Source organism: Natronorubrum tibetense GA33, assembly GCF_000383975.1.
In the GTDB taxonomy this organism is placed as follows: Archaea; Halobacteriota; Halobacteria; order Halobacteriales; family Natrialbaceae; genus Natronorubrum; species Natronorubrum tibetense.
In genome coordinates, this window is sequence record NZ_KB913017.1 from 1,693,739 (window position 1) to 1,707,030 (window position 13,292).

General features: G+C 63.6%; 13 protein-coding genes. 4 read left to right on the top strand and 9 right to left on the bottom strand.

Annotation, left to right across the window (positions count from 1 at the left end; translation table 11 throughout):
- Window positions 1-15: 15 nt before the first annotated feature.
- Together NATTI_RS0108760 and NATTI_RS0108770 are read right to left on the bottom strand one after the other, a co-directional pair.
- A complete protein-coding gene (locus NATTI_RS0108760; protein ID WP_006092601.1) occupies window positions 16-198 on the bottom strand; it encodes a ribbon-helix-helix protein, CopG family in 183 nt (60 codons plus the stop codon).
- Window positions 199-340: 142 nt separating this feature from the next.
- Complete coding sequence (locus NATTI_RS0108770; RefSeq protein WP_006092600.1) at window positions 341-2,674, bottom strand: twin-arginine translocase subunit TatC; 2,334 nt, start codon at window positions 2,672-2,674, stop codon at window positions 341-343.
- 142 nt (window positions 2,675-2,816) lie between these two features.
- On the opposite strand from NATTI_RS0108770, the gene NATTI_RS0108775 reads away from it, so the two are divergent.
- Window positions 2,817-3,764 carry a twin-arginine translocase subunit TatC gene (locus NATTI_RS0108775; protein WP_006092599.1) on the top strand — a complete coding sequence of 316 codons (948 nt, stop codon included), beginning with the start codon at window positions 2,817-2,819 and terminating at the stop codon, window positions 3,762-3,764.
- A gap of 491 nt (window positions 3,765-4,255) precedes the next feature.
- On the top strand, window positions 4,256-6,400 hold the full coding sequence (gene nasA, locus NATTI_RS0108780; protein ID WP_049806282.1) for an assimilatory nitrate reductase NasA: 2,145 nt from the start codon (window positions 4,256-4,258) through the stop codon (window positions 6,398-6,400).
- Window positions 6,401-6,828: 428 nt separating this feature from the next.
- On the opposite strand, the gene NATTI_RS26485 is transcribed toward nasA, so the two are convergent.
- The 5 genes from NATTI_RS26485 to NATTI_RS0108805 all read right to left on the bottom strand — a co-directional run bounded on the left by NATTI_RS26485 (window position 6,829) and on the right by NATTI_RS0108805 (window position 9,336).
- Window positions 6,829-6,966 (bottom strand): hypothetical protein, encoded by a 138-nt coding sequence (locus NATTI_RS26485; RefSeq protein WP_019991758.1) that lies wholly within the window; start codon window positions 6,964-6,966, stop codon window positions 6,829-6,831.
- A gap of 229 nt (window positions 6,967-7,195) precedes the next feature.
- Window positions 7,196-7,552: a hypothetical protein gene (locus tag NATTI_RS0108790; protein ID WP_006092597.1), complete on the bottom strand. Its 357-nt coding sequence runs from the start codon at window positions 7,550-7,552 to the stop codon at window positions 7,196-7,198.
- Window positions 7,553-7,803: 251 nt separating this feature from the next.
- Window positions 7,804-8,697, bottom strand: a complete 894-nt coding sequence (gene larE, locus NATTI_RS0108795; protein ID WP_006092596.1) for an ATP-dependent sacrificial sulfur transferase LarE — start codon at window positions 8,695-8,697, stop codon at window positions 7,804-7,806.
- Between the two features lie 53 nt (window positions 8,698-8,750).
- Window positions 8,751-9,041 (bottom strand): hypothetical protein, encoded by a 291-nt coding sequence (locus NATTI_RS0108800; RefSeq protein WP_006092595.1) that lies wholly within the window; start codon window positions 9,039-9,041, stop codon window positions 8,751-8,753.
- Between the two features lie 88 nt (window positions 9,042-9,129).
- The gene (locus NATTI_RS0108805) at window positions 9,130-9,336 is read right to left on the bottom strand and encodes a hypothetical protein (protein ID WP_006092594.1); all 207 of its coding nucleotides are present in this window, start codon (window positions 9,334-9,336) and stop codon (window positions 9,130-9,132) included.
- Window positions 9,337-9,518: 182 nt separating this feature from the next.
- Between NATTI_RS0108805 and NATTI_RS0108810 the strand changes: the two genes are divergently transcribed.
- Together NATTI_RS0108810 and NATTI_RS0108815 are read left to right on the top strand one after the other, a co-directional pair.
- Window positions 9,519-10,088, top strand: coding sequence for a DUF6789 family protein (locus tag NATTI_RS0108810; RefSeq protein WP_006092593.1), 570 nt, complete (start codon window positions 9,519-9,521; stop codon window positions 10,086-10,088).
- A 137-nt stretch (window positions 10,089-10,225) separates the two neighbouring features.
- Window positions 10,226-11,077, top strand: coding sequence for a hypothetical protein (locus tag NATTI_RS0108815; RefSeq protein WP_006092592.1), 852 nt, complete (start codon window positions 10,226-10,228; stop codon window positions 11,075-11,077).
- A 303-nt stretch (window positions 11,078-11,380) separates the two neighbouring features.
- Here NATTI_RS0108815 and NATTI_RS0108820 read toward each other — a convergent pair whose 3' ends face one another.
- Window positions 11,381-12,478 carry a glutamate-cysteine ligase family protein gene (locus NATTI_RS0108820; RefSeq protein WP_006092591.1) on the bottom strand — a complete coding sequence of 366 codons (1,098 nt, stop codon included), beginning with the start codon at window positions 12,476-12,478 and terminating at the stop codon, window positions 11,381-11,383.
- 305 nt (window positions 12,479-12,783) lie between these two features.
- Entirely contained in the window at window positions 12,784-13,290 is a 507-nt protein-coding gene (locus tag NATTI_RS0108825) for a YciE/YciF ferroxidase family protein (protein ID WP_006092590.1), read from the bottom strand.
- Window positions 13,291-13,292 lie beyond the last annotated feature (2 nt).

Consider the following 13,292-nt stretch of genomic DNA (forward strand, 5'->3'; position numbering starts at 1 on the left):
CCCCAATGGTAATTTCTAGTCGCGTTCGTCGTCCTCGAGTCGATCGTGGCGTTCGTCGATCTCGTCCAAGATATCGAGCGTCTTCCGGATCGAGGCACGGATCGCGTCGCTGCGGTTGACGAACTTGCCGTCGTCGCCGACGTGGTCGTCGAGATCGTCGAGGAGTTCCTGCGGAACTTCGACGCTGATCTTTGGCATACGCGTTATCGTTGGGAACAGGGGTTCTTAACAGTCCGTGGCTGGATGTCGCTCGCGAAAAGTGTCGACGCGATCCCCACGAACGCGAGTTTCCGTCCGATCTCGAGTTCGAATCGCTCCTGTCTCCGTCTGTGACCCGCCGTCACTCCGCCGCGCCGGCATCCGATTCCGGTTCGGGTGCGCTCTTCCCGCCGCCACCGCCGAACAGCCGGCCACCGCCGGTGAGCACGTAGAGGACGGCCAGCCCCAGCATGTAGGTCAGGGCGATCGGAATCGCGACCAGCAACATCGTGAGGATGCCTTTCGGGCTAAGGAAGGCAGCGGCCGTGAAGATCCCGACGACGATCGGTCGCCAGCGCTTGAGCATCGTCCGGTAGCTGACGATGCCACCGATGTGGAACAGCGCCATCGTGACGATGATGTTGAACAGGAAGCCGACGCCGAGGGTGGTGTAGATCACCAGCCACGAGAAGCTGTTGATCCGGTAGGTGACGACCATCCCGTTCTGGACGGCGTCGGTGATGAGATACGAGATGACCATCGGGGCGATCCAGTAGAAGCCGAGGAACAGTCCGACGCCGAAGCCGGCGAAGAGCCCGCCGCCCCAGACGAGGAACACTCGCGGGTCGCCGCGAACGAGGCCACGCTCCTTGGCTGCTGGCCATCCCCAGTACATGATCATCGGGGCGATGGCGATGAAGGCCAGTATCGTACTCACCTTCACCATGAAGATCAGCACCTCGACGGGGTGTAAGGCGATGACCAACCCGAGTTCGCCGATCAGTTCAGGCGTTACCTCGCCCGTCTCGACCGATCCCTCGGTGACCTCGTCCAAAACCTCCGGCGGGACGCGGTCGACGAACTGGGCGAGGATGATACCGAACCCGCCCTGGTAGAGCGCGAGGAACGTGCCACCGAGGACGGCCATGAAGACGCCCACGATGTAGATCGTCTTCGAGGTCAGGCTGTCTACGATGAACGCGAGATCGTAGGCGTAGCCGCCGATATCCTCCTCGGTCGTCTCCTCCTCCGTAAAGGGATCGAGCATTCCGGCGGCCGTACTCGAGAAGAGGCTCTCTTCGTCCTCGCCACCGGACGCGGCCGCGCTTCCGCCCGCTGCGCCGGCCGCACCGTCCGCGCTGTCTCCCTCGCTGGCGTTCGCTTGCCGCTGTTCCTCGAGCCCGTCGTACCGATCGAGGATCGCCTGTGCCTTCTCCCGGTTGTCGTCGTACATCGCTTGCCGGGAGTACTCGAGGGCCGTCTCCTCGTCCATCGCGAGGAAGACCTGCGTCGGGACCTCGTCGATGTCTTCGGCCGCGAGCGTCTCGAAGTCGATGTCCTCGTGATCCTCTGCGCCCCTGATGTCTCCCTCTCGCGGGTAGACCGGGCCCTGTAGTACTTTTATTGTGTAGCCGACGAGGACGAGAAAGCCGACCGATGCGGCAACGATCCCGGCGACGGCAGCGTCACCGAGCAGTCCGTATTCGGCAGCCATAGACTCGAGCCCGAAGGTTCCCTCGGGCCGGAATCCGGACGGAAGCAGCGGATAGACGGACTCCTCGAGGTAGTCGAACCCGCCCTGATTGACGAACGCCGCTGCCGCGACGGCGACGAGCACCAGTCCGCCGCTGAACTGCAGGACTCGCCGTTTCATGAAGCCGGTGCCGGTGTCGAGTTCGGCCGCGCCGCGTCGGCGGATGTTGGCGACGACCTTCGCGAGTCCGAGGCTGAACACGTAGAGGGCGACGAGCGGAATCGCCCACATGATCAGCGTGAACGGATCCGGCGGGGAGAACATCGCGCCGAAGACCGTGATGGCGACGATCGCGTGACGCCACTTGTCTCGGAACGTCTCGTAGGAGACGATCTCGGTGTACGAGAGAACGCTCATCAGCAGCGGAAGCTGTGCGGCCAGCCCAAACGAGAGCGTCAGCAGGGCGATGAACTCGGTAAACTCGGTGATCCCCCAACTCGGGTTGACACCGGCGTCGTGGGCGACGGTTCCGAGGAAGTCGAAGGCGTAGGGGAAGAAGATTGCGTAAGCGTAGAAGAGACCGATACAGAACAGGGTAATCGAGGTCAACGCGAACCCAGCCACGTAACTCTTCGAGACCGGAACGACCGATTCGATACCGCGTTTACGGAGCGCGTCCCGCGAGAAATACAGCAGTGCCGGAATCGCGATGATTATCCCCACGAGCAAACCGATCTTCGCCTGCAAGAGAATAACCTCGAATGGGGTTCGCGTGATGATCTCCGTCGCCTCTGCGACGGTCGGATCCATCTCCGCTTTCGCCGTCGCCTCGAGAAAGCCCCAGATCCATATCCGGAGTGCGTAGAAGGAGCCGACGAAGCCGATGGTGAATACGATGAACACCTTCTGAAGATGGGTCTGCGCGCCAGACAACACTGCGCCGATGGTTTCACGGCCGGTGTTGATTGCTTTGGCCGTATCCTCTCCGACGGCAGAACTCATTTACTGCCTGTGGCTAACTGATATCCAGTTATCAACCTTTCGAGTGCTGGAACGGTAACTGCCGGTTTCGAGACCTTGTCGCTCTCGTGCGGTGTTCGTAAGAAAAAGGCCTATAACCGGTGGCCGTCTGATATTCCGATAGATGTCGGACGAGTCGGTGGACGACAGGGATGGTGAGGATCCCGTCGACGAAGCCGCGGAGCCACGGGAGGCGGACGACGAGCGCCCGCCTTCCGACGAGGATCACGATGGTGAGTCCGATCAACCGGTCGAAACCGACGGTGAGGGCATCGTCGATCGTCCCGACAGTATCGACGAACCCTCCTACCCCGATCCGGACGACGATGTCGGCGGCATCTCGACGCCGCCGGACGACGAGGAGATGCCGCTGGCCGACCACATCGAAGAGATGGTGCTCCGGTTCGCGGTCGTCTTGCTCGTCGGCGCGGCCGGGACCTCGATCGGACTGCTGTTCGCCTCGGACGCGATCAGCTACGTCTGGACGGATATCTTCCCCTACGCGTCCGAAGAGGTGCCGCCGCCGCACGTCTACCACCCGCTCGAGCTATGGCTGACCCGGATCAAGTTCTCGGCGCTGCTGGGGATTATGGTGGCGCTGCCGGTGTTCGTCTACCAATGTTACCTGTTCATGCGACCGGGGCTCTACCCCCACGAGCGCAAGTACTACCTCGCGGCGGTGCCGATGAGTGTCGTCCTCGCCGCGCTCGGAATGCTGTTTTCCTACGTGCTCGTGTTGCCGGTGCTCTTCCAGTACTTCACGTTCTACGCCGAGGGAAGCGCGAACATCGCGTACGCGCTCGGCGAGACGTTCGACCTGGTCATCACGCTGACCGGCTTCCTCGCGATCGTCTTCCAGATTCCGCTGTTCATCATGCTCGCGATCATGATGGGCGTGACGACCCGCCGCTGGCTGGCGCAGAAACGGCTGTACTTCTGGGCAGCCTTCTTCGGGCTCTCCTTTATGTTCACCATGGACCCGACGATGATGGCTCCCATCCTCGTCGCGCTCACCATGATCCTGCTGTTCGAGGGGACGCTGTTCGTCCTGAAGTGGGTCGGGCGGGAGTGACCGTCCGATCTCTCGGCGCGTTGCGTTCGACGTTCGATTGTGAGCCGTCGGTCCCGTTATTTCGGTCGACTCGAGCGGACGGGTTCTGGCGCCAGCTATCGGAGCCACTGAACGTCACTGCAGACTCGATTGCACGAGGGCGTTGCGATCAGTGTGTAATTCGTTTCAGTTGTTGCTGTATCAGCCACCTCTACCGACGAACCGTCTCGTGACGCGTGGACGCCCGTTCGGTCGACCGGCGTCGTCCGATACTCCACCGTCCTGATATTCCTCACATCCATCCGTATATTGTTACAATCCCTTCGTTATCGACTCAAAGAGTATCGTTTGTAAACGATCACCGTTTAGTAGATGCATACGTTCCCTATTTTTGTGAACGAGTGCATGATGTCGGGCCAAACTCTCGGTACTGGGTGTGATTATAAACCCCACACCGCGCGGTTCGAGAGCGGGAGGTGTCGTCCGTGACGGAGCTCGTCCCGACGACGTGTATGCGCTGTGCGGTCGGCTGCGGACACGTTCAGCGAGCCGTCGACCAGGGATACGGCCTTGACGTCGTCCGGGGCGACGGTGCCCACCCGACGAACAACGGACTCGCCTGCCAGCGCGGCATCAGTGAGACCGTCGCTCCCGGCGGCGAGTGGCTGACGCGGCCGCTCGTTCGCCGGGACGGCGAACTGGCCCCGACGACCTGGGAGACTGCCCTCGAGCGCGCCGCAGAGGGGCTCGATACGGCACTCGAGGACGGCCCGGACAGCGTCTCCGTGCTCGGCAGCGGCCAGCAGACCAACGAAGCGGCCTACGCACTCGGCAAACTCGCCCGCGGCGGGTTCGGCACTCGGTACTACGACGCCAACACGACGCTCTGTATGGCGTCGGCCGTCACCGCCTACTACGACGCCTTCGGCAGCGACGCGCCGCCGCCGACCTACGACGATATTCCCGAAGCGAAAACGCACCTCGTCTGGGGAGCCAACCCCGCGGCCGCCCACCCGGTCATGTTCCGGTGGATAAATCACTCGGCCCAACAGGACGGCTCCGAACTGATCGTGGTCGACCCCGTCGGGAGTGTGACCAGCAAGGTTGCCGACCACCACGTCCCCGTCGAACCGGGCGGCGACCTCGACCTCGCCCGCGCGGTCCTCGCCCGCGTCGTCGACACCGACCGCGTCGACGAGGCGTTCGTGGCCGAGGCGACGGAGGGATTCGACGAACTGCGAGCGCAACTTCCCGACGCCGAGACGGCCGCCGAAGCCGCCGGGGTCTCCCTCGCGGACGTCGACCGGATCGCTGACGCGCTCGAGGATCCCACGCTCATCTACTGGGGGATGGGGATCAATCAGAGCGTCAACGGGACGGCGGCGTCGGGCGCGTTAATCGATCTCTGTCTCGCGACGGGAAACCTCCGCCCCGGCTCCGGTCCGTTCTCGTTGACCGGGCAGGCGAACTCGATGGGCACTCGCATCTGCTCGTCGAAGGGAAGCTGGCCAGGCCAGCGCCCCTTCACCGACCCCGAACACCGCGAGGTCGTCGCGGACGCCTGGGACGTTCCCGTCTCGCGACTCCCGGACGATACCGGCCCCGGTCCGGTCGGCATCGTCGACGCGATCGGCGACGATGTCTCGGCCGTCTACGCCGTTGCGACCAATCCCGTCGCTGGCATGCCCGACGCGACGCAGGTTCGCGAGCGACTCGAGGACGCCTTCCTCGTCGTCCAGGACGCCTTCCGGAGCGAAACGGCCGAGTTCGCCGATGTCGTCCTGCCGGCAGCGACGTGGGGCGAATCCGAGGGGACGACGACCAACATGGAACGGACCGTCTCACGCGTGCGCGCTGCGACGGAGACGCCGTCGGGGATCAAGACGGACCTCGAGTTGATCGGCCAGCTCGCCGATCGACTCGTCCCCGACCTGTTCGACGAACCGCTCGAGCCGAAATCGACCTTCGAGGAGTTGGCGGCGCTGACTGCCGGGACGCCCGCCGACCTCTCGGGAATCGACTACGAACGTCTCGAGGCCGAGGTCGCGGTTCGGTGGCCGGTTCCCGAGCCGGACGTCTCGGCCGGCTATCGCTACTACGAGGGACCGCTGGCCGACGGCGGCGAGAGGACTGACGATGCTGGTACCGGTGCTGGCGAGGCCGACGAATCGTGGTCGTTTCCGACCCCTTCCGGCCGCGCGCAGTTCTCGACGGGCGAGGCTCGGCCGCTCCCGGAGCCGACCGACGAGCAGTTCCCGCTGACGCTGACGACGGGGCGGCGACCGGACGCCTACAACACGGGCGTTCGCACTCGCGAGGACGACCCGCCGACGGCGCGCGTCAGTCCCGCGACCGCCGCGGCGCTCACGGACGAACTCGACGACTGGGAGTCGGCCGCGGACGAGGACGGGGCCGACGACGCCGCGAAGTACACGCAGGTTGTCTCCCGCCGAGCCTCGGTCACGGCCCGCGTCGAGGCCGACGAGTCGATTCCCGACGGCGTCGTCTGGCTTCCGATCCACCACCCCGCCGTCAACGATCTCACCGTTTCGGACGTCGATCCGCGATCGAAGGAGCCGAACTTCAAACAGTGTGCGGTGCGACTCGAGGGGTCTCACGAGCGGGAGACCAGGGCCGTCACCGAAGTCAGCACCTGACGGTCCCGCCAACCACGTTGTCTCTGCTCGTATCTCGCGTCGTCTTCGTCGACTAGCGTCTCCGACAGACCACCCGTAGCTCGCCGATTATCGAATTGCAGACCGTTCGGTGGCTGCTTAACTCCAGAGGTGTCTCGAGAGGACGGCGACGCCGTCCGGGGCCAGACGTTCCGCCAGTGGGTGGCTCTTCGCGGAGAGCGAATCCGCGGCCGCTGCGATGGGCGAAGAATCCGCCGCGCCGTCCGACGACTAGCCGACACTATTTTCGATCGATTCGCGCCGTCGCTGTTGCTCTGGTGTAGTATTCCAGCGCTGTTGCTCGCCGATTCGGTACGTCGGTACGGCGGTCGCTACTCCGTGTGGGTAGCGTCTCCGCTGAAAATTGGGTGTTCTCGTCTCCGGTTCGCAACTGCCAGCGCCGTTTCGGCTTACCGGGAGAGTTTGCTGACGAGTCGCTCGAGGGCGGTCGTGAACCCGAGTGTCGGGGTTCCGGGCATGTAGACCGGGACATCGGACTGTTCGGCTGGCTCGGCGACCGTCGGTTCGGTTGGGTCTCTCGTGCTCATACATCCACTTGGTGCCGGGGGTATTTACGTTCTCGCAAATTTACTTTTCGAATCAGAAATCATCAATCGTTATCGAGTAATATTCACACGGTATTGGGTACGTTGGTACGCCGACACTCGGCCGGTCCGAATCGATGGTGACAACGCCGACTGATCGCTCTCGCGGCGGGCGATCCATCGCTCGCTCGAGACGGGCGGAAACGGTCGACGACCGAACCGCGCTCGCTCGTTACCGGTGCTCGCGCGTTCGCTGGTAGGCGTACTCGAGGGCGTCCTCGAGCGATCCCGGGCCGTCGTAACTGGCCGAAAAGAGGTCCATGAACTGGGCTGCGATCCGATCGCAGCGGTTGAAGGTGAGTACGGTTCGGACACGAATCGTTTCGGAGAGGTCGAGACCGGGGTAGGTCGTCGCCGTCAGGGCGTAGCCGGGGTGGTCCTCCCCGTCCAGCGACGCCGGTGCAACCTTCAGCCGCAGGTCACCAGATTCGTGACGATAGGTCCGATACTGCATTTCCCGGTCGATGTCGGCCGGGGTGTACGTCCGACACTCTTCCGCGTTCCACTCGAGCGGCACGTCAGCGTCCATCATCTAATGGTAGCCGTCCTAGTGCCACGTCCGTGTCGAAATACGCAATATTCCCGGACGTTGGTGAAGTAATACCACTACTGGTGGGTTTTCTACGGAGAAGACGATTATATTCTGGAGAACTGTTGGACGAACTCTATCAATTCCGTACGATATCGAAATCGGTTCCGAAAGCAGCGGCGGAACCGTGAGGGAACGCTCACGAATTCGGACGGATCCGCGGGTGAGCAACCGATGATTCGAGGGCCGGCTCAGTCGTCCGTCCGCGACTCCGCGGCGAAGACGTCGTCGACGAGTGGCTCGTCCGTCGCGGACTCGCCATCGCTGTCGGCGGTGTCGGCCGCCGGACTCACGCTTCCAGTCCGGTAGCCGTGGAGGTCCAGCGTCACGTGGTCGAACCCAAGCCCTTCGAGTTCGTCGCGAACCGTTTCGACGAACTCCATCTGGAGCGCCCGCTCGAGTTCGTCGGGAGCGACCTCGATACGCGCGAGGCCGTCGTGGTCGCGGACGCGGAACTGGTCGAATCCCCACTGCCGGAGCAGCGCTTCGGCGCGCTCGACGCGGGTGAGTCGCTCCTCGGTCACCTCGAGCCCCGTGGGAATGCGCGAGGAGAGACAGGCCATCGAGGGTTTGTCGGCGACCGACAGGCCGTACTGCTCGGCGATCGCGCGTACCTCACCCTTCGAGATGTCGTGTGCCAGCAGCGGCGAGTGAACCTCGAGTTCGTCGACCGCCTGGAGTCCGGGTCGGTGGCCCGCGCCGGGATCGTCCGCATTGGTGCCGTCGCAGACGGTCTCGATGTCGAACTCGCGGGCCGTCTCGAGCATCTCACCGAGGCGCATCGTCCGGCAGTGATAGCAGCGATCGTCGTCGTTCTCGACGAAGGCGTCGCTCTCGAGTTCGGAGAAGGCGACGATCTCGTGGCGGATGCCGATTTCCTCGGCGACCCGTCTGGCGTCCTCGAGTTCGGCCTCGGGGAGCGTCTCGCTCCTTGCGGTACAGGCGACCGCGTTCTCACCGAGGGCGTCGTGAGCGAGTGCGGCCACGACGCTCGAGTCCACTCCGCCGGAGAAGGCGACGAGTACCCCGTCCCGATCCGCGAGATCCGCGCGGGCGGACTCGAGTTTCGCCTCGACCGTTGTCATGACCCGTGGTTCGCACTGGACGGGCAAAAGCGCGTTGTCGTCGGATCGCCGAGCTAGACGTTCTGTTCGTGGACTCGATCGAGAATACCGGCATCGGTGATTTCGACGACGCCGGCGTCGTCCAGCACCGCCTGAAACTCGACCGACTCGAAGTACGTGAGCGCCTCCTCGAGGCGGTCGTCTTCGAGCTCTTGAATCACGAGCAGCGTCGTCGGATCGGCCCGCTTTCGGAAGACCTGGGTGCCACACGAGCCGTGGGCCGCGCGGGCGTCGGCGTTCGCTTCGTGGTGGGTTTCCCACCGGTCGTAGTCCTCGATGACATGTTCGGCGTAGAGGTGGACCATCGACCGTCCCTACGGCTACCGGACGGAAAAGACCCGCTCGCGGCGCAGTACTCGCTACTCGCTTACCCGTCGTCGACCGCGTTCGATCTCAGTCGCGTCTGCTCGAGCCGTCGATCGCCGCCTCGAGCGCGTCACGAGCAGCGGCCGGCACCTCGTCGGCGGCCATCCGTTCGTCGAACCGCCAGCGGCGAACACTGGCACCGCGAGCAGTCGACGACGCCCGAACGCGACCCCACAGTTCCGGTCGGACGCCGAGTGTGAGCGTGACGGCTATTGCAAGGAGCCCACAGCTCACGGACAGTCCGGTTCCGTCGACACCCGCGACCGTTCCGGCGAGGTATCGAAGGTAGCCGACGTAGACGCAATAAACACGTTTTGGTCGGATCGTCTCGAGTCGCGTTCCCTCTCGAGCGACCCGTCTACTGCACGCCGGACTGTTAAGTCACTGTTCGTGGTAGAACGCCGCCCGAGAACACCATGTCGCTATCAAATCGATTACGACGGCTGCGGTCGACGAGCGAGTCCAAGGAGGGCCCGGAATCGATGGCCGAGCAGTCGCGAGCGGAACACGCCACCTACGCGGCGATTCGCGGGCTCCAGGCGGGGTTCGTCGCGACGATCATCATGACGGCCTTTCGGCTCCCGATCCTGCGGTCGCTGCCCCCGTCGGCGAACTTCTACTCGCAGTACGTCTCCGGCGGCGACCCGGAGGACCATCCGGTCGCCGGACTGCTCTTGCACTTCGCCTACGGGATTCAGGCGGGGGCCCTCTTTGGCGGGCTGTTCGCGCTTCAGGACGCTGAACGCTCGATCGAACCCGAACAGCGCGGCATCGTCTGGGGATCGATCTACGGAATGGCCCTCTCCGCGTTTGGCTCACAGATCATGCTGAAGGAGGTACTGGATATTCGACTCGAGGCCGACGAACTCGCGCTGTTCCACGCCGGTCACCTCATCTACGGACTCTCCCTCGGCGCGTGGGTCGGCTCCCGCACCGAGGGCGTCGAAGACCCGAAGGAGGACTACGAGTACGACGACGGCAACTGAGTTCACAACCGTTCGCAATCTATCGTGCTTTCTCTAGCAGTTCGGTTCCTCGTCTTACCAACGATTAGCAGTCGTATTACGATGACCCGATTCGGGTCATAACAACCTGTAAACCTCGAAAGCGATGCAGTTCCGGTATGGAAATTGGGGTCGTTCTCGGCGTCATCGCGATCGGGTTCATCCACGGGGTGTTGCCGGACCACGGGTGGCCGATCGCGGCGACGTACGCGCTCGACAAGCAGCGTCGGTGGCTCTACGGTTTCCTCGCGGCGCTGATTCTCGGGGTGGGCCACCTCGTCAGTAGCGTCGTTCTCGTCCTGGCGTACTTTTGGTTCAGTTCCTTCGCCGACTTCGCCGACGGCCCGTGGCTCGGCGTCGTCGCCGGAACCCTGCTGATCCTGCTCGGCATCCACGAGTATCGCCACGGCGGACACGGACTGGACGATCACGAGCACGCACACGGCGGGCACGATCACAGTCACGACGGACACGAGCACGCACACGAAGAGCACGCTCACGACGGGCACAGCCATCACACCGACGGCGGGAGCGAAGCGCACTCGGACCACGGGTACGCACCCAGTGCTCACGACAGCCACGGACACCACGATCACGACGACGACCGGAGCCTCCTCGAGCGCATCCGAAGCGCCCTCCCGGGCGGCGGCGGCCACCAGCACCTCACGGAGAAACACGCCGAGCGCGGACTCCTCGCGCTCGGAACGACCGCACTCGTGCTCGGCTTCGCCCACGAAGAACCGATTCAGATTCTGGCGATCTGTAGCGGCGCCGGGACGGAGCTCTGCCTCGAGTTGATGCTCATCTACTCGCTGGCGGTCATCGTCGCGATCATCCTGCCGACGCTGCTGTTGATCGCGGGGTACGAACACCACCGCAAGCGTATCGAGCGATATACGCCCTATTTGCCGACGATTACGGCCGTCGTGCTGATCGGGATGGGGCTGGCGTTTATTGTCGGCTTCATTTGAGGTTTCTCCCCCGTTCGAGGTGACTCCTACTCAGTTGTCGGAAACCCGACCACGGTTCGAATCGAAGACGAGACACCGTTCTCCAGTTTGCACACCCTGTGTGCCAACCTTTTGCTCTGCGCTCCCTCGCTGTCGCTCGGTCGCTCGGCAAAACGTTGATGAAAAGCACTCCTCCCTCCCCTACGGGTCGGTCGTCGGCCCGCGCGCTTCCTTCGGTCGCTCGCGGTGAGTGCACACTCCTTGCCCTATACTGATCGCAACGCTCACGACTAACCCGAACAGCAAAATCGCACTCCCGTCCCGTTACACCTCGAGCGACTGCACGAGGCGGTCGACGTCCTCTTCGAGCAGACTCGCGTACTCTAATCGCAGGTCGCGGGCGTCACTTTTGGGGACGAACTGCCGGCCGTCGATTCGCGTCGAGATGGGGTGGTAGTCGTCGACGGAAAAGCCCATCCGGTCGAGGTATCTCGTGACCTCGGTCGAGTCGAGCCCGTCGTGCATCGCGGTTTCGGCGAGGTCGCAGGCGGTGTCGAACTCGGGGAGGCTGATGCCGTCGCTCGTGACGTGACCGGTGTTTCTGGGGTCGCTGTCGCGTTCGATTTCCACGGTTGTGTGGTGCAGTTGCTCCATCACGGACTGGAGTTCGTCGGCCAATCGAAGGAGTTGACTCGGCAGCGCGGCGTCCGGCGAGCGCCACTCGACCGTCGGCATCGCCTCGCGCAGACGGATCGGCGTCCAGACGACGTCGTCGGGCGAGAAGTGTTCCTCGACTTCAGATTCGTCGATCCCTTCCTCGAGGGCGGCCTGCTTGAACTCGTCGTAGCGGTTCTCGAGGCGACGGTGCCACTCGCCGACGCTCTCGACGTAGTGCCAGAGCTGGCCGTGTTTGGGGAACTCCTCGTAGCTCTTCTTCCGGTAGCAGTAGGCGCGGGCGCTGCTGGCGATCCGTTCGCCCTGGAAGTACGGCGAGGAGTTGACCAGCGCGAGCGCGGCGTCCAGCGCGATGAGCGTGTTGAGCTGGTCGGTGACGTTTCGCTTCTCGACGTGGATGTGCGTGCCGGCGCAGTACTTCGCGTAGTCGAAGTTCTCGCCGACGACTTCCTTCTGGATCCGGCCGCGTTCGTCGGGTCGGCGCTCGATTTCGTCGCTGTTGATCGGCGTCCCCAGCGGGACGAGCCGTTTGTCAACTCGCCTCGCTCTCGAGAGGACGTCGTCGAGTTCCACGACGAACGTCCGCTGCAGCTCGTCGATCGTCTCACACGGGGGCGTTTTCAGCTCGAACAGCGGCTCGACGAACTCGCGTTCAGTCTGGTCGGAAATCTCCGCCAGTGCGCCCGGGGACGTGAGTTCTCCGTCGGTGTCGATCACCCAGTACTCGACTTCGATGCTCGTATTCATACTCGAGGTGGAATCTGGTCGGCTATCACGGTGTTTCGGCGGCTGCTCTCGTCGCAGGTCAGTTGCACCATTCTGGGGTCGTAGCGGGGGTCGCTACCGTCGGGTTTTCACATAGTTGTACGCGTTTCGTTGAAGTGACGGTGCCTGCAGCCGCTTGCCGTTTCTCCCAGTCGGTACGCCCGCCCGTCGAATCGGTTCGCGGGCCGTCTCGGCTGTCAGCTACTGGCCGTCGTTGCTATAGTAACAACTGAAACGATTTACACACTGATCGCATAGCCGTCATGCGATCAGGTGTGCATTGACTTTCAGTGGCTACTATACGTCTCGTCGGCGGCGACCAGTTCCAGCACCGAGCGCTCGGTTTCGATCGCTTCGAGCGCGTCGAGGGTGGCTCGCTCCTCCTCGAGAATCGCCTCGAGCGGTTCGACGATATCCTCGGCGTAAGCGAGTCGACCGGCGAGGGTGAGCAGCGACTCGTAGGTCCTGATCTCGAGGCGCTCCGAGATGAGGGCGATCTCGAGGGCGGTCGGGATGGCCTCCGGCGACTCCTCGTGCTGTCGCCACGATTCAGCCACGCCGTCGGCGGTTCGCGTTCGACTCGCGCGTGGCTGTCGGCCGAGCGCCTCGAAGAGGCCCTCGAGCCGGACGACGTGCTCTTCGGTCTGCTCGCGGTGGGTCGCGAGCCGGTCGGCGAGGTCGTCGTCAGACGTATTCGCCGCCATTTCGGCCAGCAGTTCGACCTGCGTTCGTTCGACGTAGTACGCGCGCTGGAGCTGATAGCCGAACAGATCTTCGAGCGTTTCGACGTTCATGG

Coding starts and splice junctions, on each gene's coding strand:
- NATTI_RS0108815 (WP_006092592.1), top strand. CDS start 10,226: ATGGAAATTGGGGTCGTTCTCGGCGTCATCGCGATCGGGTTCATCCAC.
- NATTI_RS0108760 (WP_006092601.1), bottom strand. CDS start 198: ATGCCAAAGATCAGCGTCGAAGTTCCGCAGGAACTCCTCGACGATCTC.
- NATTI_RS0108810 (WP_006092593.1), top strand. CDS start 9,519: ATGTCGCTATCAAATCGATTACGACGGCTGCGGTCGACGAGCGAGTCC.
- NATTI_RS26485 (WP_019991758.1), bottom strand. CDS start 6,966: ATGAGCACGAGAGACCCAACCGAACCGACGGTCGCCGAGCCAGCCGAA.
- NATTI_RS0108825 (WP_006092590.1), bottom strand. CDS start 13,290: ATGAACGTCGAAACGCTCGAAGATCTGTTCGGCTATCAGCTCCAGCGC.
- larE (WP_006092596.1), bottom strand. CDS start 8,697: ATGACAACGGTCGAGGCGAAACTCGAGTCCGCCCGCGCGGATCTCGCG.
- NATTI_RS0108775 (WP_006092599.1), top strand. CDS start 2,817: ATGTCGGACGAGTCGGTGGACGACAGGGATGGTGAGGATCCCGTCGAC.
- nasA (WP_049806282.1), top strand. CDS start 4,256: ATGCGCTGTGCGGTCGGCTGCGGACACGTTCAGCGAGCCGTCGACCAG.
- NATTI_RS0108820 (WP_006092591.1), bottom strand. CDS start 12,478: ATGAATACGAGCATCGAAGTCGAGTACTGGGTGATCGACACCGACGGA.
- NATTI_RS0108800 (WP_006092595.1), bottom strand. CDS start 9,041: ATGGTCCACCTCTACGCCGAACATGTCATCGAGGACTACGACCGGTGG.
- NATTI_RS0108790 (WP_006092597.1), bottom strand. CDS start 7,552: ATGGACGCTGACGTGCCGCTCGAGTGGAACGCGGAAGAGTGTCGGACG.
- NATTI_RS0108770 (WP_006092600.1), bottom strand. CDS start 2,674: ATGAGTTCTGCCGTCGGAGAGGATACGGCCAAAGCAATCAACACCGGC.